General features: G+C 71.0%; 23 protein-coding genes and 1 pseudogene. 11 read left to right on the top strand and 13 right to left on the bottom strand.

Annotated elements, in window-relative coordinates; genetic code table 11:
- Positions 1–197 precede the first annotated feature (197 nt).
- The 3 genes from ACIF9R_RS33245 to ACIF9R_RS33235 are packed head-to-tail and all read left to right on the top strand — an operon-like array spanning position 198 to position 2,172.
- Positions 198–1,214, top strand: coding sequence for an acyl-CoA desaturase (locus ACIF9R_RS33245; RefSeq protein ID WP_399986134.1), 1,017 nt, complete (start codon positions 198–200; stop codon positions 1,212–1,214).
- A complete protein-coding gene (locus ACIF9R_RS33240) occupies positions 1,211–1,888 on the top strand; it encodes a TetR family transcriptional regulator (protein WP_399986133.1) in 678 nt (225 codons plus the stop codon). The genes ACIF9R_RS33245 and ACIF9R_RS33240 overlap by 4 nt, the downstream gene beginning before the upstream one ends.
- A gap of 32 nt (positions 1,889–1,920) precedes the next feature.
- Complete coding sequence (locus ACIF9R_RS33235; protein WP_399986132.1) at positions 1,921–2,172, top strand: type II toxin-antitoxin system prevent-host-death family antitoxin; 252 nt, start codon at positions 1,921–1,923, stop codon at positions 2,170–2,172.
- A gap of 209 nt (positions 2,173–2,381) precedes the next feature.
- On the opposite strand, the gene ACIF9R_RS33230 is transcribed toward ACIF9R_RS33235, so the two are convergent.
- On the bottom strand, positions 2,382–3,185 hold the full coding sequence (locus ACIF9R_RS33230) for a trans-aconitate 2-methyltransferase (RefSeq protein ID WP_399986131.1): 804 nt from the start codon (positions 3,183–3,185) through the stop codon (positions 2,382–2,384).
- A 117-nt stretch (positions 3,186–3,302) separates the two neighbouring features.
- Here ACIF9R_RS33230 and ACIF9R_RS33225 point away from each other — a divergent pair, with 117 nt between their 5' ends.
- Entirely contained in the window at positions 3,303–3,800 is a 498-nt protein-coding gene (locus ACIF9R_RS33225; RefSeq protein WP_399986130.1) for a MarR family winged helix-turn-helix transcriptional regulator, read from the top strand.
- Here ACIF9R_RS33225 and ACIF9R_RS33220 read toward each other — a convergent pair.
- The gene (locus ACIF9R_RS33220; protein ID WP_399986129.1) at positions 3,759–4,526 is read right to left on the bottom strand and encodes a LuxR C-terminal-related transcriptional regulator; all 768 of its coding nucleotides are present in this window, start codon (positions 4,524–4,526) and stop codon (positions 3,759–3,761) included. The genes ACIF9R_RS33225 and ACIF9R_RS33220 overlap by 42 nt on opposite strands.
- A 290-nt stretch (positions 4,527–4,816) precedes the next feature.
- Here ACIF9R_RS33220 and ACIF9R_RS33215 point away from each other — a divergent pair, with 290 nt between their 5' ends.
- Positions 4,817–5,293 carry a GNAT family N-acetyltransferase gene (locus ACIF9R_RS33215; protein ID WP_399986128.1) on the top strand — a complete coding sequence of 159 codons (477 nt, stop codon included), beginning with the start codon at positions 4,817–4,819 and terminating at the stop codon, positions 5,291–5,293.
- Positions 5,294–5,432: 139 nt separating this feature from the next.
- Here ACIF9R_RS33215 and galK read toward each other — a convergent pair whose 3' ends face one another.
- From galK to galT, 3 genes are read right to left on the bottom strand one after another with little or no spacing between them, the layout of a single operon-like run.
- Positions 5,433–6,605: a galactokinase gene (gene galK / locus ACIF9R_RS33210; protein WP_399986127.1), complete on the bottom strand. Its 1,173-nt coding sequence runs from the start codon at positions 6,603–6,605 to the stop codon at positions 5,433–5,435.
- Between the two features lie 28 nt (positions 6,606–6,633).
- On the bottom strand, positions 6,634–7,596 hold the full coding sequence (gene galE, locus ACIF9R_RS33205) for a UDP-glucose 4-epimerase GalE (RefSeq protein WP_399986126.1): 963 nt from the start codon (positions 7,594–7,596) through the stop codon (positions 6,634–6,636).
- A complete protein-coding gene (gene galT, locus ACIF9R_RS33200; protein ID WP_399986125.1) occupies positions 7,593–8,654 on the bottom strand; it encodes a galactose-1-phosphate uridylyltransferase in 1,062 nt (353 codons plus the stop codon). The genes galE and galT overlap by 4 nt, the downstream gene beginning before the upstream one ends.
- Before the next feature lie 272 nt (positions 8,655–8,926).
- Here galT and ACIF9R_RS33195 point away from each other — a divergent pair.
- From ACIF9R_RS33195 to ACIF9R_RS33180, 4 genes and pseudogenes are all read left to right on the top strand, one after another.
- Positions 8,927–9,143: pseudogene (locus ACIF9R_RS33195) on the top strand (Na+/galactose cotransporter); the annotation flags it as partial.
- Positions 9,144–9,191: 48 nt separating this feature from the next.
- Entirely contained in the window at positions 9,192–9,443 is a 252-nt protein-coding gene (locus ACIF9R_RS33190; RefSeq protein WP_399986124.1) for a helix-turn-helix domain-containing protein, read from the top strand.
- Positions 9,406–10,611, top strand: coding sequence for an RNA-guided endonuclease InsQ/TnpB family protein (locus ACIF9R_RS33185; protein WP_399986156.1), 1,206 nt, complete (start codon positions 9,406–9,408; stop codon positions 10,609–10,611). The genes ACIF9R_RS33190 and ACIF9R_RS33185 overlap by 38 nt, the downstream gene beginning before the upstream one ends.
- Positions 10,612–10,689: 78 nt before the next feature.
- Entirely contained in the window at positions 10,690–11,013 is a 324-nt protein-coding gene (locus ACIF9R_RS33180; RefSeq protein ID WP_399986123.1) for a hypothetical protein, read from the top strand.
- Positions 11,014–11,101: 88 nt separating this feature from the next.
- Here the strand turns inward: ACIF9R_RS33180 and ACIF9R_RS33175 are convergent, their stop codons facing one another.
- The 4 genes from ACIF9R_RS33175 to ACIF9R_RS33160 all read right to left on the bottom strand — a co-directional run bounded on the left by ACIF9R_RS33175 (position 11,102) and on the right by ACIF9R_RS33160 (position 17,858).
- On the bottom strand, positions 11,102–11,776 hold the full coding sequence (locus ACIF9R_RS33175; RefSeq protein WP_399986122.1) for a LuxR C-terminal-related transcriptional regulator: 675 nt from the start codon (positions 11,774–11,776) through the stop codon (positions 11,102–11,104).
- Between the two features lie 222 nt (positions 11,777–11,998).
- A complete protein-coding gene (locus ACIF9R_RS33170) occupies positions 11,999–13,888 on the bottom strand; it encodes a PQQ-binding-like beta-propeller repeat protein (protein ID WP_399986121.1) in 1,890 nt (629 codons plus the stop codon).
- 73 nt (positions 13,889–13,961) lie between these two features.
- Complete coding sequence (locus ACIF9R_RS33165) at positions 13,962–15,785, bottom strand: PQQ-binding-like beta-propeller repeat protein (RefSeq protein WP_399986120.1); 1,824 nt, start codon at positions 15,783–15,785, stop codon at positions 13,962–13,964.
- Positions 15,786–16,022: 237 nt separating this feature from the next.
- Positions 16,023–17,858: an ABC-F family ATP-binding cassette domain-containing protein gene (locus ACIF9R_RS33160; protein ID WP_399986119.1), complete on the bottom strand. Its 1,836-nt coding sequence runs from the start codon at positions 17,856–17,858 to the stop codon at positions 16,023–16,025.
- Positions 17,859–18,014: 156 nt separating this feature from the next.
- Here ACIF9R_RS33160 and ACIF9R_RS33155 point away from each other — a divergent pair, with 156 nt between their 5' ends.
- Positions 18,015–18,614, top strand: a complete 600-nt coding sequence (locus ACIF9R_RS33155; protein ID WP_399986155.1) for a Uma2 family endonuclease — start codon at positions 18,015–18,017, stop codon at positions 18,612–18,614.
- A 5-nt stretch (positions 18,615–18,619) separates the two neighbouring features.
- Here the strand turns inward: ACIF9R_RS33155 and ACIF9R_RS33150 are convergent, their stop codons facing one another.
- The 4 genes from ACIF9R_RS33150 to rsmI all read right to left on the bottom strand — a co-directional run bounded on the left by ACIF9R_RS33150 (position 18,620) and on the right by rsmI (position 22,709).
- Positions 18,620–19,522 (bottom strand): 4-(cytidine 5'-diphospho)-2-C-methyl-D-erythritol kinase, encoded by a 903-nt coding sequence (locus tag ACIF9R_RS33150; protein WP_399986118.1) that lies wholly within the window; start codon positions 19,520–19,522, stop codon positions 18,620–18,622.
- The gene (gene rsmA, locus ACIF9R_RS33145) at positions 19,519–20,439 is read right to left on the bottom strand and encodes a 16S rRNA (adenine(1518)-N(6)/adenine(1519)-N(6))-dimethyltransferase RsmA (protein ID WP_399986117.1); all 921 of its coding nucleotides are present in this window, start codon (positions 20,437–20,439) and stop codon (positions 19,519–19,521) included. The genes ACIF9R_RS33150 and rsmA overlap by 4 nt, the downstream gene beginning before the upstream one ends.
- Positions 20,440–20,540: 101 nt before the next feature.
- Positions 20,541–21,422, bottom strand: coding sequence for a TatD family hydrolase (locus tag ACIF9R_RS33140; protein WP_399986116.1), 882 nt, complete (start codon positions 21,420–21,422; stop codon positions 20,541–20,543).
- 390 nt (positions 21,423–21,812) lie between these two features.
- Positions 21,813–22,709 carry a 16S rRNA (cytidine(1402)-2'-O)-methyltransferase gene (gene rsmI / locus ACIF9R_RS33135; protein WP_399986115.1) on the bottom strand — a complete coding sequence of 299 codons (897 nt, stop codon included), beginning with the start codon at positions 22,707–22,709 and terminating at the stop codon, positions 21,813–21,815.
- Between the two features lie 85 nt (positions 22,710–22,794).
- Between rsmI and ACIF9R_RS33130 the strand changes: the two genes are divergently transcribed.
- A complete protein-coding gene (locus tag ACIF9R_RS33130) occupies positions 22,795–24,540 on the top strand; it encodes a dolichyl-phosphate-mannose--protein mannosyltransferase (RefSeq protein ID WP_399986114.1) in 1,746 nt (581 codons plus the stop codon).
- Positions 24,541–25,154 lie beyond the last annotated feature (614 nt).

Raw genomic sequence — 25,154 nt, 5'->3', positions numbered from 1 at the left:
AAAGTTCAGAGCGGACCGCGCTGTCCGACCGGCTTCCAGGATAGGTGTCGACCCGGACGCGCAGGCCCACGGGCTCTTGCCGCCGGGCCCCGCACTGCCATACTTACGTTGCCGTAGGTTACGGAAGCGTAGGGAAGGCGTGCGTTTCCGGCGGTTGCGGCACCACCCTCAGTCCACATACCCCACAGGGGACACGCATGACCTCACGCTCCGATGTGCTCGACGAAGCCCCGAATCAACCCCGGTCCGACGACGACGCGGTGGTCTCCGCCACGCTGGGCGGGGAGCGCAAGCGTTCCGTCGAGCAGATCACGCTGCTGCTCTTCATCACGGTCCCGTTCCTGGCGCTGGTGGCGGCGGTGCCGCTGGCGTGGGGGTGGGGGGTGAGCTGGCTGGACCTCGGTCTGCTGGTCTTCTTCTACTACCTCGGGTGTCATGGCATCACCATCGGTTTCCACCGTCATTTCACGCACGGTTCGTTCAAGGCGAAGCGGCCGCTGAAGATCGCGCTGGCGATCGCGGGGTCCATGGCGGTGGAGGGCCCGCTGGTGCGGTGGGTGGCCGATCACCGCAAGCATCACAAGTTCTCCGACGCCGAGGGCGATCCGCATTCGCCGTGGAAGTACGGGGAGACGGTTCCGGCGCTGATGAAGGGCCTGTGGTGGGCGCACATCGGCTGGATGTTCGACGAGGAGCAGACGCCGCAGGACAAGTACGCGCCGGATCTGATCAAGGACCCGGCGCTGCGGAGGGTGTCCCGGCAGTTCATCCTGTGGGCGGGGCTGTCGCTGGCGCTGCCGGCGCTGATCGGCGGTCTGGTCACCATGTCGTGGTGGGGCGCGTTCACCGGGTTCTTCTGGGGGTCGCTCGTCCGGGTGGCGCTGCTGCACCATGTGACGTGGTCGATCAACTCGATCTGTCACGCGGTGGGCAGGCGGCCGTTCAAGTCGCGGGACCGTTCGGGCAATGTGTGGTGGCTGGCGGTTCTCTCGTGCGGTGAGTCCTGGCACAACCTGCATCACGCCGACCCGACGTCGGCGCGGCACGGCGTGGAGCGCGGGCAGGTGGATTCCTCGGCCCGTCTGATCCGCTGGTTCGAGCGGCTGGGCTGGGCGTACGACGTGCGGTGGCCGTCACGCTCGCGTATCGATTCGCGCCGCAACACCGGGGAAGGCGACGCCCGGCGGGGGAAGGAGCCCGTCGAGGCGGCATGATGGTCGGTGTGGCGACCGACTCCAGCAGTACCTCCAGCAACGACAAGCCGCGGCGTGCGCGCCGTACCCGCATGACCGGTGCGGAGCGCCGCCAGCAACTGCTGGAGATCGGCCGCACCCTGTTCGCGGAGAAGGGCTTCGAGGGCACGTCGGTGGAGGAGATCGCGGCGAAGGCCGGGGTCTCCAAGCCGGTGGTGTACGAGCACTTCGGCGGCAAGGAGGGGCTGTACGCGGTGGTGGTGGACCGGGAGATGCGGCGCCTGCTGGACATGGTGACCGGCTCGCTGACGGCCGGTCATCCGCGTGAGCTGTGCGAGCAGGCCGCGTTCGCGCTGCTCGACTACATCGAGGAGTACACGGACGGTTTCCGGATCCTGGTGCGTGACTCCCCCATTCCTCAGTCGACCGGGTCCTTCGCCTCCCTGATCTCGGACATCGCCACGCAGGTGGAGGACATTCTGGGCCGCGAGTTCAAGAGCCGCGGCTTCGATCCGAAACTGGCTCCGCTGTATGCGCAGGCGCTGGTCGGGATGGTGGCGCTGACGGGCCAGTGGTGGCTGGACGTGCGCAAGCCGAAGAAGGCGGAGGTGGCGGCGCACCTGGTCAACCTGGCGTGGCACGGGCTGGACGGCCTGGAGCCGAAGCCGCGGCTGATAGGTCACCGGAAGAGCTGAATGCACGGCCCGCCGCGTGGGACGGTACGGGCATGACCGAGATGACGATCAGCGAGGCTGCCTCCCGGCTGGACGAGCTGGTCCGCCGGCTGGCCGGCAGCAGCGAACCCATCGCGCTCACCGACCGGGGGCGCGTCACCGCGCTCCTCGTCGCTCCCCATGTGATCGAGGACCTGGAGGACTCCCTGGCCGTCGCCGACTACCGGCGCCGGAAGGCCGAGGGAACCCTCCAAGAGGGCATCCCGCACGCGGAGGTGGGACGCATCCTGGGCATGCGTCCGTAGGCCGGTCAGGGGCGTCCGCCGCCCGGCTCCAGAAACTCCGGGCGGTTGCCCACGGGGTCCCCGGCCTCGAACCAACAGCCGCCGCGTGCCGCCGGGGGTCGGCGGCTTCGGCGGCTCGGTCCTACCGAGGACACCGGTGTGGTACGCCCGCAGCCGCTTCTCCGAGCCGGGCAGGACGGCGAGCCGCACGTGGTGGACGGCGGTGAGCATCACGTCTCCCTGACGGCGACCGCGAAGACGCGGCGGAAGGGGAACGGGGTGCCGTGGGCGCCCGCCGGATACGCGGCCCGCAGAGCCGCCCGGTACTCGGTGACGAAGGCGTCCCTGGCCTCCGGGTCGTCGGCGAGAGCCGTGAGGACGGGCCGCAGTGCCGTCCCCTTGACCCAGTCGAGGACCGGGTCCTGTCCGGTCAGCAGGTGGAGGTACGTCGTCTCCCAGACGTCGGTCGTGCAGCCGAGGGCGGTCAGGCGTTCCAGGTAGGCCCCGGGGCGGAGCACGGCGTCCTCGTGGTGCAGGACGCCGGCCAGGCGGGCCCGCCAGGGCGGGGAGGTGGCGAGTTCGCGCATCAGGGTGTGGCTGGGGGCGTCGAAGTTGCCGGGCACCTGGAAGGCGAAGGTGCCGCCGGGGGTGAGCCCGTCGACCCAGTCCGCGAACCGGTCCACGTGCCCCGGTACCCACTGCAGCGTGGCGTTGCTGACGATCAGGTCGTACGGCTCCTCCGGCACCCAGGTACGGACGTCGGCGTGGGCGAAGGCGAGCCCATCGGCCGCGTGCCCGGCACGGGCTCGGTCGAGCATCTCGGGCGAGTTGTCGTAGCCGGTGATGCGTGCGGTGGGCCATCGCTCCGCGAGCAGCGCGGTGACGTTGCCGGCTCCGCAGCCGAGGTCGGCGATGCGGGCCTGGTCCCGTGGCGGTTCCGGGACGCGGGCGAGCAGGTCGGTGAAGGGCCGGGTGCGGTGACCGGCGTGACGCAGGTACTGGGCGGGGTCCCAGACAGGGGTGGTGGGGGACATGAGGCCTCCCGATGACCGGCGGTGGACGGGTTTCCACCTTCACCCCGCACTCATCTCGATGTCAAGAAACTTGACCTCAAGAGACTTCACGTCGACACAACCACTACACTGATCCTCATGGAGGACGAGGTCGATCGGCTGGTCGCAGCGTGGCGCCGGGAGCGCCCGGACCTCGACGTGGAACCGCTCGAGGTGCTCAGCCGGGTGAGCCGACTGGCCCGGCACCTGGACCGGGCGCGCCGACTCGCGTTCACCGAGCACGGACTGGAGTCCTGGGAGTTCGACGTCCTGACCGCGCTGCGCCGCGCGGGCGGTCCGTATCAGCTCTCGCCGGGTCAGTTGCTCACCCAGACCCTGGTCACCTCGGGCACGATGACCAACCGCATCGACCGCCTCACCAAGAAGGGCCTGGTGGAGCGGCTGCCCGACCCGAGCGACCGGCGCGGTGTGCTGGTCCGGCTCACGGACGAGGGGCGGGACCGCGCCGACCAGGCGCTGTCCGGGCTGCTGGCGCAGGAGCGGGCGATCCTCGGCGAACTCACCCACGCCCAGCGCAGCGAACTGGCCGGGCTGCTACGCCAGTTGACCGCCCCGTTCGACAACATCCCCGGTTAGGTCGACGGGCCCGACACCCGCCCGGCGGGCGAGGGCCACCGCGGCGAGGGTGGAGTGGACGCCCAGCTTCCCGAGGACGTTCTGCATATGGGTGCGCACGGTGTGCGGGGACAGATACAGGCGCTCGGCGACGGCCTTGCGCCCCAGTCCCGCGACCATGCACCGCAGCACTTCCCGCTCGCGCGGGGTCAGGGACTCCACGAGCCGTTCGCTCTCGGTGCGGTGCCGCCGGGCGGCGGTCAGTTCCCGCAGGACGCCGGTCAGGAGCGCGGGCGGGAGATGCGTCTCGTCGCGCAGCACCCCCCGGATGACGGTGAGCAGTCGGTTCAGCGAGCAGTCCTTGGCCACCCAGCCGGAGGCTCCCGCCTGCAGGGCGAGCGCGGCCCGGGCCGGGTCGTCCCGCTCGGCGAGGACGACGATCCGCACCTGCGGCTGTGCCGAACGTACGCCGGTGACCAGCGATATCCCGTCGACGAGCCCGTCCTCGTCACCGGCCTGCACGGGTACGGCCGGCCGGCCGCCGGGCACCTTGCCGCCCAGGTCGGCGTCGACGAGCAGCACGTCGTACCGCCGGCCCTCGGAGACCGCCCGCTCCAGACAGCGCAGCGCGGCCGGGCCGCTGCCGGCCGCGGACACGTCGACATCGGGCTCTGCGGCCAGTGCCGCGGCCAGTGACTCGGCGAAGATGCGATGGTCGTCGACGACCAGGACTCGAATGCGAACCACGAAACCCCCTTCCCCACGCTCTTCCGAGAGCAGGGGACTACCCCATCCTCGGCGGACGACACCGGCGCGGGTACGACGCCGAGGCCCCTGTCACCTGACCTGCTGGGCGTGGAACGGGCCGCCGCGGCCGCACGACCGCCGCCGTGTGCCGGCCCCCACCCCGCCTCGGACGCCGGACCCGACCGTCTCGCCCCCTGAACGGCACCGGCCCCCACCGGCACTGTTCATCAGAGTACGGGCGAGGGCCGGGAGCGGAAGGTGATTTGCAGAACTGGCGGCCTTACGCGTTTATGGTGAGCCGCATGTTTCGTCTTGAGACAGAAGTCGACCCAGCACGACGTGATCTGCTCCGCAGGCGGCTCAGGGACACGAACACCGCCGCGTCCCCGGTCCTGCGTGCCCTGCGCGGAACCCCCGCCGAGCGGGAGGCGGCTTTGCACGTGTGGGCGTCGGACGCGAACGGTGCGCTCGCGGGCGGTCTGGTCGGGCACACCTGGACGACCTGGCTGCACGTCACCTACCTGTGGGTCGACGCCCGTCACCGGGGAGCGGGCCTGGGCTCCCGCCTCCTGACGGCGGCGGAACGCCTCGCCGGACGACGCGGCTGCACCGCCTCCCGCGTGGAGACCTGGGACTTCCAGGCCCCGGACTTCTACCGCCGCCAGGGCTACGAGGTGGTCTGCGTCATCCCCGACTACCCACCGGGCGTCACGGAGTACACCCTGACCAAGCGACTGCCCCGGCCGCGACGGGAGCCGGGCAGATAGCGGGAGCCGGGCAAGGAGCGGGAGCCGAGCAGGGAGCGGCAACCGAGCAGGGAGCGGGGTCCGGGCAAGGAGCGGCAACCAAGCAGGGAGCGGGGTCCGGGCAAGGAGCGGCAACCAAGCAGGGAGCGGGGTCCGGGCCCTACCGAACCCGCCGGGCGCCCGCCGCCGGTACCGCCTCGAAGACCCGGGGGGTCTCGAACCCGGCTGCCGCGAACGCCTCCTCGACCGCCTTGGTGACGGCGGGGACGTCGGTCTCCTCGGCCAGGACGATGGCCGAGCCGCCGAAGCCGCCGCCCGTCATCCGGGCACCGAGGGCACCCGCGGCCACCGCCGTGTCCACCACCAGGTCGAGTTCCGGGCAGGAGACGCGGAAGTCGTCACGCAGCGAGGTGTGGCCCTCGATCAGGACCGGGCCGATGGCGCGGGTGTCGCCGGCCTCCAGCAGGGACACCACCCGCTCGACCCGAGTGTCCTCCGTCACCACGTGGCGGACCAGCCGGCGGACCTCGTCCTCGTCGCCGAGCCGCTGAAGGGCCGCGTCCAGTTCCTCGTACGGCACGTCACGGAGCGCGTCGACACCCAGTAGGGCGGCGCCCTTCTCGCAGCCCTCCCGGCGCCTGCCGTACTCGCCCTCGCTGTGGCTGTGCTTGACCCGGGTGTCGACGACGAGCAGGCGCATGCCCTCGGCGGCCAGGTCGAAGGGGATCTGACGCTGGGACAGGTCGCGGGTGTCGAGGAACAGGGCGTGGCCGCTCTCGCAGCAGGCCGAGGCCGTCTGGTCCATGATGCCGACCGGGGCGCCGACGTAGACGTTCTCCGCGCGCTGGCACAGCCGGGCCAACTGCCATCCGCGCAGGCCGAGTGCGTACAGGTCGTTCAGGGCCAGTGCGACGACGACCTCCAGGGCGGCCGACGACGACAGGCCGGCGCCCGCCGGCACCGTGGAGGCGAGGTGGATGTCGGCGCCGGTGACCGGGTGTCCGGCCTCGCGCAGCGCCCACACCACGCCCGCCGGGTAGGCGGTCCAGCGCTTGTCGGTGCCGGGGGCCAGGGTGTCCACCGGCAGTTCCACGACCGGCGCGTCCACGTCGGCGGAGTGCAGCCGCAGTACGCCGTCGTCCCGCCGGGACACCGCCGCGACGGCGGTGTGCGGCAGGGCGAACGGCATGACGAAGCCGTCGTTGTAGTCGGTGTGCTCGCCGATGAGGTTGACCCGGCCCGGCGCCGCCCACACCCCCTCCGGCGCGGCCCCGTACAACTGCTCGAACCGCTCGGCGACGGACCCCGCGACGGCCCCGCTGGACTCGTTCATGCCCTGACCCCTGACCCTTCGTTGCGTTCTAGTTGGCGCGCTGCCGCGTGAACTCCCACGCGTCCGCGACGATGCCCGCGAGGTCCGCGCGCGACGGGTTCCAGCCCAGCTTCTCGCGGGCCGTGGCGGCGGACGCCACCAGGACCGCCGGGTCGCCGCCCCGGCGCTCCGCCACGACCTCGGGGATCGGGTGCCCGGTGACCCGGCGCGCGGTCTCGACGACCTCGCGGACGGAGAAGCCGTTGCCGTTGCCCAGGTTGCAGATCAGGTGCTCGCCGGGCACGGCGGCCTTCAGCGCGAGCAGATGGGCCTCGGCCAGGTCGGCGACGTGGATGTAGTCGCGTACGCAGGTGCCGTCGGGCGTCGGATAGTCGTCGCCGTAGACGGAGATCGCCTCGCGTCGCCCCTGGGCCACCTGCAGGACGAGCGGGATGAGGTGCGACTCGGGGTCGTGGCGCTCGCCGTAGGTGCCGTAGGCGCCGGCCACGTTGAAGTAGCGCAGGGAGACCGCGCCCAGGCCGTGGGCCTTCGCCTCACCGGTGATCATGTGGTCGACGGCGAGTTTGGAGGCGCCGTACGGGCTGGTGGGGCGGGTCGGGGCGGATTCGAGGATCGGCACCTGCTCGGGTTCGCCGTACGTGGCGGCCGTGGAGGAGAACACCAGGCGGCGCACGTCCGCATCGCGCATCGCGGCGAGCAGGGCCATGGTGCCGCCGACGTTGTTGTCCCAGTACTTCTCCGGCTTCACCACCGACTCGCCGACCTGGGAGAAGGCGGCGAAGTGCAGCACGCCGTCGAAGGACGGGTCCAGCCATTTGGCGGCATCGCGGATGTCGCCCTCGATGAACGACGCGCCCTCGGGGACGCCTTCGCGGAAGCCGGTGGTGAGGTTGTCGAGCACGACGACCTCGTGGCCGGCCTCGATCAGATGCTGGGCGACGACACTGCCGACATACCCCGCACCCCCGGTGACCAGGTACTTCCCGTTCATGAACTCGCTACCTCCCGCAGTCGCTCGGCCGCGCGCTCCGGCGGCACGTCGTTGATGAACACGTTCATGCCGGACTCGGAGCCCGCGAGGAATTTCAGCTTGCCGGACGTGCGGCGGATGGTGAAAAGCTCCAGATGGAGCGCGAAGTCGTCGCGTGTGACGCCGTCGAACGCCTCCAACTGGCCGAACGGTGCCTGGTGCCAGGCCGCGATGTACGGCGTCGGGGACTCGCCCTCCCCGAAGATCCGGTCGAAGCGCTTCAAGAGTTCCAGATACACCTGGGGAAACTCTGTGCGCGCCGCCTCCTCGAGGCCGAGCAGGTCGGGCACGCGGCGCTTGGGATACAGGTGGACCTCGTAGGGCCAGTGCGCCGCGTAGGGCACGAAGGCCACCCAGTGTTCACCCTCGAGGACGATCCGCCCCTCCGCCCGCTCCCGCTCCAGCACGACGTCGAACAGGTTCTCCCCGCCCGTCGCCTCCTTGTGTGCGGCCACTTGGCGCAGCATCAGGGCGGTCCGGGGGGTGGTGAAGGGGTAGGCGTATATCTGCCCGTGCGGGTGCTGGAGGGTGACACCGATCTCCGCCCCCCGGTTCTCGAAGCAGAACACCTGCTCGACGGAGGGCAGATGCGACAGCTCGGACGTCCGGTCGGTCCAGGCGTCCAGCACCAGTCGCGTCTGGCTCTCGCTCAGATCCGCGAAGGAGGCGTGGTGGTCGGAGGTGAAACAGACGACCTCGCACCGTCCCGAGTCCCCGGCCAGCGAGGGGAAGCGGTTCTCGAAGACCACCACGTCGTACGACGCGTCGGGGACCTCGCTCAGCCGGTCGCCCTCGGACGGGCACAGGGGGCACTCGTCGGCCGGCGGGTGATACGTCCGCCCCTGGCGGTGGGAGGCGATGGCGATGGAGTCGCCGAGCAGCGGATCACGGCGGATCTCGCTCGTGGTGACGGTGGCGGACAGCGGACGGCGGTCCGGGGCGTCCCGCACGGTGTCGTCGCCGAGGTCGTAGTAGATGAGCTCGCGGCCGTCGGCCAGCCGGGTCGAGGTCTTCTTCACTGCCGCACTCCTCTGATCCCGCCAACCACCCAACACAATCAAACATAACACATCACAACTCACCAGCGCGCCGATCTCCTCACGCTCCAACACGACACATGACCGAACGTGTTCAATCACTGAACACGGAAGCGCGGGTTCCGCACCGGATCGGTTCGCGAACGAAGTGAGTGTGTATGCAAACCCCCACATATCCAGCCGCGGAGCTTCGACTCCCCACCAACTGGCTGGACTACACGATTCTCGGGATCTACTTCGTCGTCGTGCTGGGCATCGACATCCCTACCGACCAAGGCGCCAACTTCGTCTCCGCGATCGCGGCTTCGTCGCGGAAGCGGTGGCCATGGTGCCGTATCCCTCTTCACGGCGCCCAAGTCGGCCGATGGCCTCCAGGGCCTGTTCCCAAGCACGCGCTCCCCCGGCATGGCGGAGCCGCCTGCGGCGGGCGACGACGCGTGGTACCGCAAGCCCGGTGCTGCTCGGCAGTGACGACCTGCACGATTGTTCTCATCGATACCCATAACCCACATCTGTAGCGTGATCCGCGTGCAGCTTCGGTACAGCTTCCGCCTGTACCCGGGCGCCGGTCAGCGCACGGCATTGGCGAGAGCGTTCGGGTGTGCGGATGGCGTCCCGCCGGGTGGTGTAGCCGATCAACGGACCGGACTCGCAGGTCACGCCGGGTACGTCGACCGGCTGGGGCACTCGCGGCGCCTGACCGGGCCGCTTCGCGCGCCGCGCCGACGTGGAGATCACCGCGAGCCGGGTACCGGAGGGCGAAGCGCGTGATCGCCTACACCACCTCGCGGGACGCGACCGGTGTGCGCGGGTGGTCTACAACGACGCGCTCCGCGCGCGGGAGACCGCCCGCAGCGAAGGCATGCCGTTCCCGAAGACCGGCGACCTGTCGAAGACGCTCATCACCGAGGCCAAGAACCGGCCGGAACGGGCCTGGCTCGGCGAGGTCTCGGCGGTGATTCTCCAGCAGTCCCTGCGCGACCTGGACACCGCGTACCGAAACTTCTTCGACGGGCTGAAGGGCAAGCGCCCGCGCATGGGTGCGCCCCGGTTCAAGTCGCGCAAGGACACCCGACAGGCCGTTCGCTTCACCGCGAACGCCCGCTGGTCCATCACTCCGGGGCAGAAGCTGCGCCTGCCGAAGATCGGCGATGTGCGGGTGAAATGGTCCAGCGCTCTGCCGTCGGTGCCGTCCACGGTGACAGTGGTCAAGGACAGCGCGGGCCGGTACTTCGCGAGCTTCGTCGTGGAGAGCGGCCCGGAGGAGATCCTGCCGGAGACCACGCCCGAGATCGGGATCGACCTCGGGCTCGGGCACTTCGCCGTCCTCTCCGACGGCACGAAGATCGACAGCCCACGCTTCCTGCGCCGGGCCGAAAAGCGCCTGAAGAAGGCACAGCGCGCCCTCTCGCGCCAGGAGAAGGGCAGCAAGAACCGGGACAGGGCCAGGGTCCGCGTCGCACGGGCGCACGCCCACGTAGCGGACGCGCGCCGCGAGTTCCACCACCGGCTCTCCACGAAGCTGATCCGCGAGAACCAAGCGGTCGCCGTGGAGGACCTGGCGGTGAAAGGACTCGCCCGCACGCGCCTGGCCAAGTCCGTCCACGACGCCGGATGGTCGGCGTTCGTGGCCATGCTGGAGTACAAGGCCGCCCGGTACGGGCGGAAGTTCATCCGGATCGGCCGCTTCGAGCCCACGTCTCAGGTGTGCTCGCAATGCGGCGCCAAGGACGGCCCCAAACCCCTGCACGTCCGTGTGTGGACCTGCGGGGCGTGCGGGGCCGTCCTGGACCGGGACATCAACGCGGCGGTCAACATCGCCAAGGCGGCCGGACTGGCCGTGACAGCCTGTCGAGCGCAGGTAAGACGGGCACCTGTGCCCGCACCGCGCAGCGAAGCAGGAACCCACCCGACACCACAGCCCTCAACGGCACGGTAGGCGGGAATCGCCATCCCCTCAGGGCGGCGAGGATGTCAAATCCCCTTCTCGTTCTGAACGCGGGAGGATTGAGGGACCATGTCCGACCACTACTCCGAGCGTGATCTTCAGCGGGAGATCACCGACCTGGAGAGCAAGTCCGCCACGGCGGCCCGGTTGTTCGACATCCGCCGGATCATCGGGGGCCTGTTCGTGCTGTACGGGGTGATCGTCATGATCGCCGGGTTCACCGCGTCCGACGCGGACATCGACAAGGCGGAGGGGGTCAACATCAACCTGTGGACGGGCCTGGGGATGCTGATCCTCGGGCTGCTGTTCCTGCTGTGGCTGTGGCTCCGGCCGACGGCTCCGCCCCCACCGGACGCCCTGCCTGACGAGCGGGAGGAGTCCGGCGCGGGGTGAGCCGGGCCGCGCGCGGGGTGAGCCGGGCCGCGCGCGGGGTGAGCCGGGCCGCGCGCGGGCCGGGGCGGCCCGGCCCACTGCGGCCCCGTCAGCCGAGCGGGCGGCCCGCCCGGTCCAGGAGTCCTGTACGGGCGGCCAGGGCCGCCGCTTCCAGGCGGGAGCCCACGCCCAGTTTCATCAGCACCCGCTGGACGTGCGTGCGCGCCGTGGACGGTGCGATGCTCATCCCCGCCGCGATCAGCCGGGTGTCCTCCCCGTCGGCCACCCGCACCAGCACCTCCACCTCCCGGGGCGTCAGCATCTGCAGCAACCGCGCACCCTCGTCGTCCGGCTGCACCGCGGGATTCAGCAGTTCCCCGAACGCCCCCTGCAACAGCTGCGGCGCCACCGCCGCCTCCCCCGCACGCGCCTTCATGATCGCCCGCTCGACGCCCTCGATGCGCTCGTCGTGCCGCACGTACCCCGACGCCCCCGCCGCGAACGCCGCCGCGATGCCCCGGGGCGACGGCACCGGCCCCAGCACCACCACCGCCACCGCCGGGCGCTCCCGCTTGATCTTCACCACCGGATCGAACGTCCCCGGCTCGGCCGGCGCCGCCGTCCCCAGCAGACACACCTCCGGTGCCCGGCTGATCACCAGATCCGCCGCCCCCGCCGCCGGCGCCGCCGCGGCCAGCACCCGATGCCCCCGCAGCTTCAACGCCGAGGCCAGCGCCTCGGCGAGCAGCCGGTGGTCGTCGACCACCATCAACCGCACACCCATCGAACAACCAACCCCCCACGACAACGCACCCCCGGACCCCGGATGCCCCCGGAAGCTACACGCTTGTTCGACGTTGCGCTCCCCCTACCGGCGAGAATCGCCCCGGATCACCGAAATTCTCGTATTCGGTGGCGATGGGCCGGTGATGAGCGGTACGCGTACGGCCCCGTCCCTGAGCAGGGACGGGGCCGCAGAAGTGATCACGATCGATCAGGCGGGCGATCAGCCCGTACCGAAAGCGACCGCCAGATACTCCTTGTCCTGCGTGAGGAAGTCACTTGCGTACACCTTTGACATGTACAGCTTGCCCTGGGCGTACAGGATCTCCGCGGACGTCGGCAGCATCCGTGTCTCGACGTCGCGCACGGCCTCCGTCGCCGGGTTCTCCAGCAGCACCGTCTGCTTGAAGGTTCCCCCGTCGATGCTGACGATCTGCCCGCCCTTGTCGTACGGCGGACGCTTGTACGCGATCACGTTGCCGCCGTCCATCCGCAGCGGCACCATGTCGTACCCGTCACCCGCGTCGGCCCGCTGGCCGGTCTGCTTGCCGGTCGCCAGGTCGAAGGCCACGATCTCGTTCGTCTGGATGTACGACTCGCCGCTGCCCTCGTGCTCCTCGGTGGAGATGTACAGCCTGTCGTTGCCGACCGTCAGTCCGCTGCAGTCCTCCAGTTTGTAGATGCCGTCGCAGCGGGCCGCGAAGTCCTCGCCGGGCGCGGAGATACGCGCCCGGAGCTTGCCGGTCTTGTTGTCGATGGAGAAGAAGTCCGAGATGCCGCTGCCGTCACCGGCGGAGTCGCCGACGTCGGCGGCCACGACCAGCGGGTCGGTGGAGACGACGGCCGCGAACTCGATGCCCTCGTCCATCTTGTACTCGGTGACGACGTTGCCGGTCTTCGGGTCGAGGGTCTGGATGTGCAGCTGACGCTGTTCGTACGAACCGCACTTGCGGACCGCGACCAGCTTCTCGCCGCCGCCGTACCCGGAGTCGTAGCAGGGGTCGGACGTCTTGGGCGCCCACAGCTGCTTGCCGGTGGCCATCTCCCACGCCGCACCGCCACTGCTGCTGCCGGCGGCGACGGTGCCCCCGCTGAGGGTGACGCTGGTGAAGTTGATCGGCATGGTGCCGGACTTGGCGGTCTTGGACCACAGCTCCTTGCCGGACTCCAGGTCGACGAGTGCGACCTGGGTGCACACCCCCGGGTCCGTCTTGGTCGGCATCGCCGCCTTGTAGACGATCGCCGTCCTGTTGTCCTCGGTGACATGGTCGGTCGCGGTGCACACCGGTCCGGGCAGGGCGAGCGTCCACTTCTCGGTGCCGTCGGCGGGGTCGTAGCCGACGATCTCGGCTATGCCGCTCTTGGCGTACACCGTGTCGGTGAGCCAGGAACCGGAGGTGGTGACGGTCGAGACGCCCGCGGGCACCTTGGGCGCGGGCACCTGGAAGAGCACCTTGGAGCCGGTGTCGGCGGGCACCTTCTCCTTGGCTCCGCCGCCTCCGGAGGAGGAGCCACCGCCCTCGCCCTCGCCGTTCTTCTCTTCCTTCTTGCCGTCGCCGCCGTTCGCGGTGGTCTTCTTGTCGTCGTCCTTGCCGGAGTTGGCGTACCAGATCCCGGCGCCGACGATCAGCGCGATGGCCGTGACCGCGGAGACGATGATGGCCATCTGCGCGTTGAACTTCCGCCCGCCGCCCGGCTGGGGCTGCATGGGCATGGTCGGCGGCTGCGGATACCCGTACCCGGGCTGACCGTACCCGGGCTGACCGTACGCACCCGGCTGCTGCGGCTGCCCGTACGGGCCGGCCGGCGGCTGCCCCGGATACCCGTATCCGGCGGTCGGCGGCTGCCCCGGGTACCCGTACCCGGGGGCCGGCGGCTGCTGCGGGTACCCGTACCCGGGTCCCTGCGGGGCGGCCGGAGGCGCGGACGGCGGAGGAGTCTGCGGTGCCTGCGGGTATCCGTATCCCGGCTCGGGAGCCTTGTTCAGATCAGGTCCGCCCGGAGCCGCGGGCGGCTGCTGCGCCGGCTGGTCGGGCTGCTGCGAAGGATCCTGCGGCGGTCCGAAACCGGGCTGCTGCGGGGGCTGGTTGGGCGGCGGAGGCGGCTGGGTCATGACGTGAGTACCTCGGGGAAGGTGAAGGGGACGGCGGGCGGCGGGAAAGCGACGAGAACGGTGCTCCGGTGCGTCACTTGCCGTAGGCGAGCATCAACTTCTCCTTCGAGTCGTCATTTCCGGTCAGCCGGGTGGTCGAGATGTAGAAACGACCGTCGGCCCAGTCGATGTCCTTGCTGAAGAAGCCGTTCTCGATGTCCGCGACACCCTGCGGGTTCCGCAACAGCTCGGCTGGCTGGTGGCTGCCGCCCGCGACGGGGAGGGCGACGACCCGGCCGCCCGCGTCGTACGAGGGCTCGACATAGGCGATGAGCTTGCCGCTCTCCACCTTCATCGGCACCATCGGCTCCTTCGCCGGGGAGGACTGGCGCCACCGCTCCTTGCCGTTGGCCAGGCTGATCGCGACGATCTCGTTGGCGCCCGTGGTGGCCTGGGTGGGCAGGTAGAGGGTGTCCCCGTCGACGACGACGCCCTGGCAGCCCTGGAGGTCACGCGCGAGGATGGCCCAGCCGCAGCCGGGGTCGAAGTTCTCGTCGACCGAGACCTGCGAGCGCAGCCCGCCCGTGGCGGTGAAGGCGGCGATGTTCCACGCCTTCTTGTCGCCGTCCTCCTCCTTGGTGGCGTAGATGACGAGCGGGTCGACGGAGAAGGCCCGCTCGACCCGCCAGCCCTTCTCGTACGCGTACGTCCACTTGACCTTGCCGGTCCTGGGGTCGAGCTCGCGAACCTCGTCGTGCGCGCTGGTGCCGCCGGCGCCGCAGGACGCCACCTGGATCAGCCGCTCACCACCCGCGAAGGCGGCGGGGAAGCAGGGGGCGTCGCCGTACCTCTTGGCGTCGAACAGCTTCTTGCCGGTGCGTACGTCGTACGCCGTGCCGGACTGCGAGCGGCCCACCATCAGCGTGTCGCCGACGAGGGACAGCTCGATGGAGAGCGCGGAGTCGAACAGATCACCGTCGGCGACCTCCTGCTCCCAGCCCTTCGCGCCGGTGTCGAGGTCGACGAGCCGGAGCTGGTTGCACTTGGCGCGGTCGCTCTTGCCGCTCTTGTAGGCGACGACGATCTTGTCGTCGGCCGTCTTCCGGGAGGTGACGGCGCAGATCTCCTGCGGGAAGGTGATGGCGTCCCAGGCGGGCCTGCCGTCCCCGACGTTGTAGGCGGAGAGCTCCTTGTAGGCGGCCTTCACCGCGGTCTTGTCGGTGATCCACATGCCGGGGGCGTCGGCGCCGGAACCGGGCGCGTCGGGCGCCTCCTTGTACCAGAGCACCCGGGACTCGCCGTCCTTGCGGCCCTCGTTGAGGTCCTCCGGATCGTCGCCGCCGTCGCCGCTGCCGTCGCCCGGGTTGACCGGGGCCTTGCCGGAGGTGTCCGGCTTGGGATCGTCGGTCTGCTGGGCAACGGGCTTCTTGTCCTTCTCGCCGTCGTCGCCCGAGACGGCCCACACGGTGCCGCCGACCACCAGCAGCGCGACCACGGCGGCGCCGACGACCAGGGCGGGCTTGCCCTTGAAGGGGTTGCGGGAGCCGGAACCGCCGGGCGGGGTGCCGGGCGCACCGGGGAACTGCGGCTGCGGGTAGCCGTATCCCGGCTGCCCGTACGGTCCCGGCTGCTGCGGCTGTCCGTAGGGGCCGGAGGCGTACGGACCGGCCCCGTAGGGACCCGGCTGCTGAGGAGGCTGCTGCGGGTAGCCGTACCCGGGCTGCGGCGCGCCGGCCGGGGGCCCCTGCGGAGGCGGAGTCGTCCCCGGAGCCCCGAACCCCCCACCCGGCGGCGGACCCTGGGGCGGCCCGAACCCACCGGCCGGCGGCGGATCCTGCGGCGCCCCGAAGCCACCCTGCGGCGGATCCTGCGGTGCTCCGAAGCCACCCTGCGGCGGCTGGTCGGGCGGCTGAGACATCAGCGCTCTCCCCCTTGCTCACTGATTTTTAGCCACGCCCTGAGGTACGTGATGAACCCAGAGCCGTCGGTGGACGTTACTCAGACGGCCCTTTGTATCACCCGGCACCGACACGCCACCCGGCCGTGTCCACCCCTGTACCCAAGGGAGAACCGGGCCGTGATGCCCCTGTTACGCGCCTTCACGCCCTCTTCACGCCACCCGCGCCCCCGCACGCTCCCGGGCCGTCCGCCCGGTTCAGGCGTCCTCCGCCAATTCCAGCCAGCGCAGCTCCAGTTCGTCCCGCTGACCGGACAGCTCCCGCAGCTCGGCGTCCAGTTCGGCCACCTTCGCGAAGTCGGTGGCGCTTTCGGCGATGGCGGCGTGCAGCCTGGTCTCCTGCTCGGAGATCTTGTCCAGCCGGCGCTCGATCTTCTGCAGCTCCTTCTTGGCGGCGCGCTGGTCGGCGGCGCTCTTCTCCGGCGCGGAACCCTGCGTCGCCGTGGCCGCCGCGGCGGCCGCGGCGGTGCCGGCGGCAGCCGTAGCGGCGGCCGCCTCCTCCATGCGCCTGCGCCGCTCCAGGTACTCGTCGATGCCCCGCGGGAGCATCCGCAGGGCGCCGTCGCCGAGCAGGGCGAACACGCGGTCGGTGGTGCGCTCGACGAAGAACCGGTCGTGGGAGATGACGATCATCGAACCGGGCCAGCCGTCTAGGACGTCCTCGAGCTGGGTGAGGGTCTCGATGTCGAGGTCGTTGGTGGGCTCGTCGAGGAAGAGGACGTTGGGCTCGTCCATCAGCAGCCGCAGCAGCTGCAGCCGCCGCCGCTCACCACCGGACAGGTCCCCCACCGGCGTCCACTGCTTCTCCTTGCCGAACCCGAAGGTCTCGCACAGCTGGCCGGCGGTCATCTCGCGCCCCTTGCCGAGGTCGACGCGCTCACGCACCGCCTGTACGGCCTGGAGCACCCGCCACTGCGGGTCGAGTTCGGCGACCTCCTGGGACAGATAGGCGAGCTTGACGGTCTTGCCCACGCGGATGCCGCCGCCCGCGGGCTGCACCTCGCCCTCGCTGCGCGCGGCCTCGGCCATGGCCCGCAGCAGGGACGTCTTCCCGGCGCCGTTGACCCCGACCAGACCGATGCGGTCGCCGGGCCCGAGCTGCCAGGTCACGTGCTTGAGCAGCACCTTCGGCCCGGCCTGGACGGTGACGTCCTCCAGGTCGAACACCGACTTGCCCAGCCGCGAGGAGGCGAACTTCATCAGCTCGCTGCTGTCGCGCGGCGGCGGAACGTCCTTGATCAGCTCGTTGGCGGCCTCCACGCGGAAGCGCGGCTTGGACGTCCGCGCGGGCGCGCCGCGCCGCAGCCAGGCCAGCTCCTTGCGGACCAGGTTCTGCCGCTTGACCTCCTCGGTGGCGGCGATGCGCTCACGCTCCGCGCGGGCGAAGACGTAGTCGGAGTAGCCGCCCTCGTACTCGTACACGTCACCGCGCTGCACGTCCCACATGCGCGTGCAGACCTGGTCGAGGAACCACCGGTCGTGGGTGACGCAGACGAGCGCGGACCGGCGGTCCCGCAGGTGCTGGGCGAGCCAGGCGATGCCCTCGACGTCGAGGTGGTTGGTGGGCTCGTCGAGGACGATCAGGTCCTGCTCCTCGATGAGCAGCTTGGCGAGCGCGATCCGCCGCCGCTCGCCGCCGGACAGCGGTCCGATGACGGTGTCCAGGCCCTTGGGGAAGCCCGGCAGGTCCAGCCCGCCGAACAGTCCGGTCAGTACGTCCCTGACCTTGGCGTTCCCGGCCCACTCGTGGTCGGCCATGTCGCCGATGACCTCGTGCCGGACGGTCGCCGCGGGGTCGAGCGAGTCGTGCTGGGTGAGCACCCCGATCCGCAGCCCGCCGGAGTGCGTCACCCTCCCGGTGTCCGGCTCCTCCAGCCGGGCCAGCATCCGGATGAGCGTGGTCTTGCCGTCCCCGTTGCGCCCCACCACCCCGATCCGGTCCCCCTCGGAGACACCGAGGGAGATCCCGTCGAGCAACGCACGCGTGCCGTACACCTTGCTGACGTTCTCGACATTGACCAGGTTGACGGCCATTTTTCTCCTGCCCGGTGGATCGTTCGGCTATCCAGCGTAGGGCCTGCCGGGGGGTGGCCGACGCGCCGGGAGATCGTCACTCGTTGTGATGACCTGATCGGAAACGGGCGGCTACCGTAGAGGGCAGGCAGCAGGATCCCGTCCATGGGAGGAACCATGACCGCCGAGTCCGTAGAGCACCGCCACCCTCACTGGCCGGTGCCACCCCAGGACGGCTACACCGTGGACGACCTGTTCACGCTGCCTGATCTCCCGCCGCACACCGAGTTGATCGACGGGAGCCTGGTTTTCGTGAGTCCGCAGCGCCGTTTCCACTATCTTGTGATCGACCTCTTGGTCAACGGACTACGCAGTTCCCTCGGCCCGGACTTCAGTGTCGAGCGGGAGATGACCGTGGTCCTGGACGAGCGCAACGGCCCGGAACCCGACGTCAGCGTGGTTCGGGCCGACGCGGTCACCGGGTTGGACCAGACCCGTTTCAGCGCCGAGGACGTCCTGCTCGCCGTGGAGGTCGTCTCACCCGACTCGGAGTCCCGCGACCGTACGACCAAGCCCCACAAGTACGCCACCGCGGGGATCCCCCACTACTGGCGGGTCGAGCAGGACGGAACCACAGGCCGGCCCCTCGTCCATGTCTACGAACTCGACCCGATGACAAAGGCCTACGTACACATGGGTTGGCACCGCGACCGGATCAAGGTCGACAAGCCTTCCCCCATCGCCATCGACTTGGGCACGGTCGAAACGCGGCCCTGAACACGTCAGACGACCATGGCCCCCGGCACCGGCCCCGCCGCCGTACGCACCGTGCGGCAGATGCCGGAGGCCCGCAGAACACCCGCGATCCCCTCCCTCGCCTCCGCGTCCCGCGCCAGGAACGCCGTGGTCGGCCCCGAGCCCGACACCAGCGCGGCCAGGGCCCCCGCCGCCCGCCCCACCGCCAGTGTGTCCGCCAGCTCCGGGAACAGCGACAGCGCCGCCGGCTGAAGATCGTTGGAAACGGTCGCCGCGAGCGCGTACGGGTCGCCCTTGGCCAGGGCTCCGATCAGTTCCCGCGAGGCCACCGGCTCGGGAATCTCCCGCCCCTCCCCCAGCCGGTCGAACTCCCGGAACACCGCCGGTGTCGACAGCCCCCGCGAGGCCATCGCGAACACCCAGTGGAAGGTCCCCCCGACCTCCAGTTCCGTCAGCCTCTCGCCCCGCCCGGTACCGAGCGCCGCCCCTCCCACCAGGCTGAACGGCACATCGCTGCCCAGCTCGGCGCAGATGTCGAGGAGCTCCGCGCGCGAGGCACCCGTGCCCCACAGCGCGTCGCACGCCAGCAGCGCGCCCGCGCCGTCCGCGCTGCCGCCCGCCATGCCGCCGGCGACGGGAATGTCCTTGGCGATGTGGAGGTGGACGTCCGCGTCCCGGCCGTACCGCCCGGCGAGGACCAGGGCGGCGCGGGCGGCGAGGTTCGTCCGGTCCAGCGGGACCTCACCGGCGTCCGGGCCCGCGCAGGTGACCCGGAGGCCGTCCGGTGACGGGGTGACGGTGACCTCGTCGTAGAGGCCGACGGCGAGGAAGACGTTGGCCAGGTCGTGGTAGCCGTCGGGGCGGGCCGCTCCGACGGCGAGCTGGACATTGACCTTGGCGGGGACGCGGACGGTGACGGTGACGCTCACTGCGGGCCCGGCTCCTTGTTCTCGGCGATGCGGGCGTCCTGGTTCTCGACGCTGCGGGCGTCCTTGTTCTCGGCGATGCGGGCGAACTCCTCGACGGTCAGCGACTCACCGCGGGCCTGCGGCGAGACGCCCGCCGCGACCAGCGCGGCCTCCGCCGCCGCCGCCGAACCGGCCCACCCGGCGAGCGCGGCCCGCAGGGTCTTGCGGCGCTGGGCGAAGGCCGCGTCGACGACGGCGAAGACCTCGCGGCGGGAGGCGCCGGTCTTCAGCGGCTCCGCGCGACGCACCAGCGAGACCAGCCCGCTGTCGACGTTCGGGGCGGGCCAGAAGACGTTCCGCCCGATGGCTCCGGCCCGCTTGACCTCCGCGTACCAGTTGGCCTTGACCGAGGGCACCCCGTACACCTTCGAGCCGGGTGGGGCGGCGAGCCGGTCGGCGACCTCCGCCTGGACCATGACGAGGGTGCGTTCGATGGTCGGGAAGGTCTCGAGCATGTGCAGCAGCACCGGGACGGCCACGTTGTAGGGGAGGTTGGCGACCAGCGCGGTCGGAGCGGGTCCCGGCAGTTCGGTGACGTGCATCGCGTCGGAGTGGACCAGCGCGAACCGCTCCGCGCGCGCGGGCATGCGGGCGGCGACGGTCGCGGGCAGCGCGGCGGCCAGCACGTCGTCGATCTCGACGGCGGTGACCCGGTCGGCGGCCTCCAGCAGCGCCAGCGTCAGCGAGCCGAGCCCGGGGCCGACCTCGACGACCACGTCGTCCGGGCGGACCCCGGCGGTGCGGACGATCCGGCGCACCGTGTTGGCGTCGATGACGAAGTTCTGGCCGCGCTGCTTGGTGGGCCGTACGCCGAGGGCGGCCGCCAGTTCACGGATGTCGGCGGGGCCCAGGAGGGCGTCAGGGGTGGGGCTGGTCACGGGACAAGGGTACGGGGCGTGCGAGGCACCCCCGGTCACCCCCTGTCACCCCATGGCGGCCGGCCGCGCCTGCACGCAACGGCTGCCGCTCGGTAGCCGAATCAGTAGCCGAAGGCGCGGGCGGTGTTCGCCCCGAGGGCCGTGGCCAGGGTGTCCTCGTCGATGCCCCGGACGGCCGCCATGGCACGCACCGTGACCGGCACGAGGTAGGGGGCGTTGGGCCGGCCGCGGTAGGGCACCGGGGTGAGGAACGGCGCGTCGGTCTCCACCAGGAGCAGTTCCGGCGGGGCCACGGCGAGCGCGTCCCGCAGGTTCCCCGCGTTCTTGAAGGTGACGTTGCCGGCGAACGACATGTAGTACCCGGCGCGGGCGCAGATCTCCGCCATCTCGGCGTCCCCGGAGTAGCAGTGGAAGACGGTGCGCTCGGGGGCGCCCTCCTCCTTCAGCACGCGCAGGACGTCGGCGTGGGCGTCGCGGTCATGGATCACCAGGGTCTTGCCGTGTCGTTTGGCGATCTCGATGTGGGCGCGGAAGGACCGCTCCTGCGCCTCCTTGCCCTCGGGTCCGGTACGGAAGTAGTCCAGTCCCGTCTCGCCGACGCCCTTGACGTGGGGCAGTGCGGCCAGCCGGTCGATCTCGGTGAGCGCCTCGTCGAGGCCCGCGTCCCCGCCCGGCTCCCGGGCGCCCTGCCGGGACCAGCCGTCGGGATCTCCGTGCACGATGCGCGGGGCCTCGTTGGGGTGCAGTGCGACCGTCGCGTGGACGGCGTCGTGGGCCGCCGCCGTCTCCGCCGCCCACCGGGACCCCTTGAGGTCGCAGCCGACCTGCACCACCGTCGTGACACCCACCGACGCCGCCTTGGCGAGGGCGTCCTCGACCGTGCCGGACTGCATGTCGAGGTGGGTGTGCGAGTCCGCGACCGGCACCCGCAGGGGTTCCGGGAGCGGCGGCGCGGCGTTCTTGTCGGGGGTGTTCGCAGGCATGCCCCCGATCCTACGGAAGCGGCTCGGGTGCCCCGGCCGGCCCGGCGGCCGGCACCCGGCGCTCACGGTGAGCGGCGTCCCGGACGTCGTCCCTGACGTCGTTCCGGACGTCGTTCCGGACGTCGTTCCGGACGTTGTTCCGGACGTTGTTCCGGACGTCGTTCCGGACGTCGTTCCGGACGTCGTTCCGGACGTCGTTCCGGACGTCGTTCCGGACGTCGTCCCGAGAGTCGTCCCGGACGTCGTCCCGAGAGTCGTCCCGGACGAAGGCGACGTGGCCCGGGCACGGAATCCGTACGACGTCGATATGGCCGTCGCGGTTCCGGGGGACCGGGGCCGAGGCCGAGGCCGGGGCCGGGGCCGGTGAAGCGGCCCCCGCCTCCCGGATCCTCAACCGCGCTCCCCGGGACCGGCCGTACCGGCCGTACCGGCGATACCGGCACTACCGGCCGTCTTCGCGGCGACCACCGCGTCGAACACCTGCCGCTTCGGCACCCCCGCCGCCGCCGCCACCGCGGCGATGGCCTCCTTGCGCCGCTCCCCCGCCTCCTCCCGCACCCGCACCCGGCGCACCAACTCGGCCGCGTCGAGCTCCTCCGTCCCCTTCTCCGGCGCGCCCTCGACCACCACGGTGATCTCCCCGCGCACGCCCTCGGCCGCCCACTCGGCGAGCTCCGCCAGCGGGCCGCGCCGGACCTCCTCGTACGTCTTGGTCAGTTCCCGGCAGACGGCGGCCCGGCGCGCGCCTCCGAAGACCTCGGCCATCGCGGCGAGGGTGTCGTCGAGGCGGTGCGGGGCCTCGAAGTAGACGAGGGTGCGCCGCTCGTCCGCGACCTCGCGCAGCCGCCCCAGCCGTTCCCCGGCCTTGCGGGGCAGGAACCCCTCGAAGCAGAAGCGGTCGACGGGCAGTCCTGACAGGGCGAGCGCGGTGAGCACGGCGGACGGTCCGGGCACGGCGGTGACTCTGATGTCCCGCTCGACGGCGGCGGCGACCAGCCGGTATCCGGGGTCGGACACGGACGGCATCCCGGCGTCCGTCACCAGCAGCACGCGCGCGCCGCCCGCCAGTTCCCCGACCAGTTCGGGCGTACGGGCGGACTCGTTGCCCTCGAAGTAGGACACGACCCGGCCCTTGGTGGTGACCCCGAGCGCCTGGGTCAGCCGGCGCAGCCGGCGGGTGTCCTCGGCGGCGATCACATCGGCGCCGGTCAGTTCCTCGGCGAGCCGGGGCGGCGCGTCGGAGATGTCGCCGATGGGGGTGCCTGCGAGTACGAGGGTTCCGGTCACGGCCCCATCCTCGCAGTTGTCGACAGAGGCGGGGCATACCGCCCATGCGCGGGACTCACACAGCACCGTTCCCTACGATGGCGCGGTGACCAGTACCGCGTCCTCCACGGACACCCGGCAGGAGCAGTCTCCGCTCGACGAGCGGCAGACGTGGCAGCAGCGGCTGCGCCGTTTCGGCTACCGGGCGCCGGGCCCCAGAGGCGATGTCCGTGACCGTCTGGTCCCGCCGTACACCGAGCCGTCGGGCCGGCTGTGGACGACGCTCGGGGTGGCGCCGCCGCTCGCGCGGCGGATCACGCGCTGGTCGGCGTGGGGCGGCCCGCTGCTGGTCACCCTGCTGGCGGGGGTGCTGCGGTTCTGGAACCTGGGCAGCCCGAAGGCGGTGATATTCGACGAGACGTACTACGCCAAGGACGCGTGGGCGCTGGTCCACCGCGGGTTCGAGGTCAACTGGGAGAAGAACGCCAACAGCCTCATCCTGAACTCGGGCGGGGACGTCCCGATCCCCACCGACGCGGCGTACGTGGTGCATCCGCCGGTCGGGAAGTACGTGATCGGGCTGGGCGAGCTGATGTTCGGCTTCGATCCGTTCGGCTGGCGGTTCATGACCGCCCTGCTGGGCACGCTGTCCGTGCTGATGCTGTGCCGGATCGGCCGCAGGCTGTTCCGCTCCACGTTCCTCGGCTGTCTCGCGGGCGCGCTGATGGCGGTGGACGGGCTGCACTTCGTGATGAGCCGGACCGCGCTGCTCGACGGTGTGCTGATGTTCTTCGTGCTCGCGGCGTTCGGCGCTCTGGTGGTCGACCGGGACCGGGCGCGGGCCAGGCTGGCGGCCGCGCTGCCGGTGGACGCCGACGGCCGGGCCCGGCCCGACGCCGAGGCGGCCGAGAACACCCGGATCGGCTTCCGGCCCTGGCGGCTGGTGGCCGGCCTGATGCTGGGCCTGGCGATCGGCACCAAGTGGAACGCGCTGTACATCATGGCGGCGTTCTGTGTGATGGCGGTGCTCTGGGACGTCGGCGCGCGCAGGGTCGCGGGCGCCTGGCGCCCCCGGACGGCGGTGCTGAAGCGGGACCTGGGCTGGGCGTTCCTGTCGACCGTGCCGGTGGCGCTGGTCACCTACTTCGCGTCGTGGACCGGCTGGATCCTCTCCCCGTCCGACGGCACCGGCGGCTACTACCGCGACTGGGCGGTGAAGGACGGCCGCGACAGCGCCTGGTCCTGGCTGTTCCCCGACTGGTGGCGCAGCCTGTGGCACTACGAGAACCAGGTCTACGAGTTCCACGTCGGCCTCTCCTCGCCGCACCCCTACGAGTCCAACCCGTGGAGCTGGATCGTCACCGGCCGGCCGGTGTCGTACTTCTACGAGTCCCCGGCCCCCGGCGCGGACGGCTGCCCCGTCGACGCGGGCGAGAAGTGCGCCCAGGAAGTCCTGGCCATCGGCACGCCCATGCTGTGGTGGGTGGGCTGCTTCGCCCTGCTCTACGTGCTGTGGCGCTGGTTCTTCCGCCGTGACTGGCGCGCCGGCGCCATCGCCTGCGGCATCGTGGCCGGGTATGCCCCGTGGTTCTTCTACCAGGAACGCACGATCTTCTTCTTCTACGCGATCGTCTTCCTGCCCTTCGTGTGCCTGGCCGTGGCGATGCTCCTGGGCGCGCTCGTCGGCCCGCCCCGCTCCGGCGACAACCGCCGCGTGGCGGGCGCCACGGCAGCGGGCGTCCTGACCCTGCTCATCGCATGGAACTTCATCTACTTCTGGCCCATCCTCACCGGCCAGCCCATCCCCATCGACGACTGGCGGGCACGGATGTGGCTGGACACCTGGGTCTAGCTGGGCAGACACCCCACGAGGGCGCGGCAGCCTGCCGCGCCCTCGTGGTCGTTGTCGGTCGTCAGCGGTTGTCGTGGGCCGCCCTCGGACGGCCCGGAGACGGCCCGCCGCTGGCCTCGCAACAACCAGAGCAAGCCACGAGACGGTCGGCACGTGCTGACAACGCCTGAGCCCTCAGCTCAGGAAGCTGAGGTGATCTAGGGATCGCTACTGGGGCTGACCTGCGGCGCAAGGGTGTAAACGCCCGCTGGCAGGTCTGTTCGTTCCCCGCTGTTCCCCCGGGTTCCCCGTACGATCTGGCACGCGTCTGGCACGACCTCTTTGTCCCGGAGCGACTGGGATGGGGGTGCTGCCTCGGGTCGGCTTGACTGTCACCTGCGCTGATGTTCCGTAGACGTCCGTGCTCGTCCGCCATCGTTCGTCGGTGTTGTCACGCAGTTAGACACTCACCAGCCGGGACGCTTGAAGCCTCCTCACGCCTCGGGAGATGGCGCCCTTGCTGTCGTAGGGGTCGGCTAGTACTCCAGCTGTAGATCGTGATCTTCATGTCTGGGATGCGGCTTGTCGCTGGTAGTGACTGGTGCGTGATCGTGCCTGGTGGCGGCGGCGCCAGT

Source organism: Streptomyces sp. NPDC086080 (genome assembly GCF_044540255.1).
GTDB lineage: Bacteria > Actinomycetota > Actinomycetes > Streptomycetales > Streptomycetaceae > Streptomyces.
The sequence above is the reverse complement of the archived record's forward strand: the minus strand, read 5'-3'. Positions and strand labels throughout refer to the sequence as shown.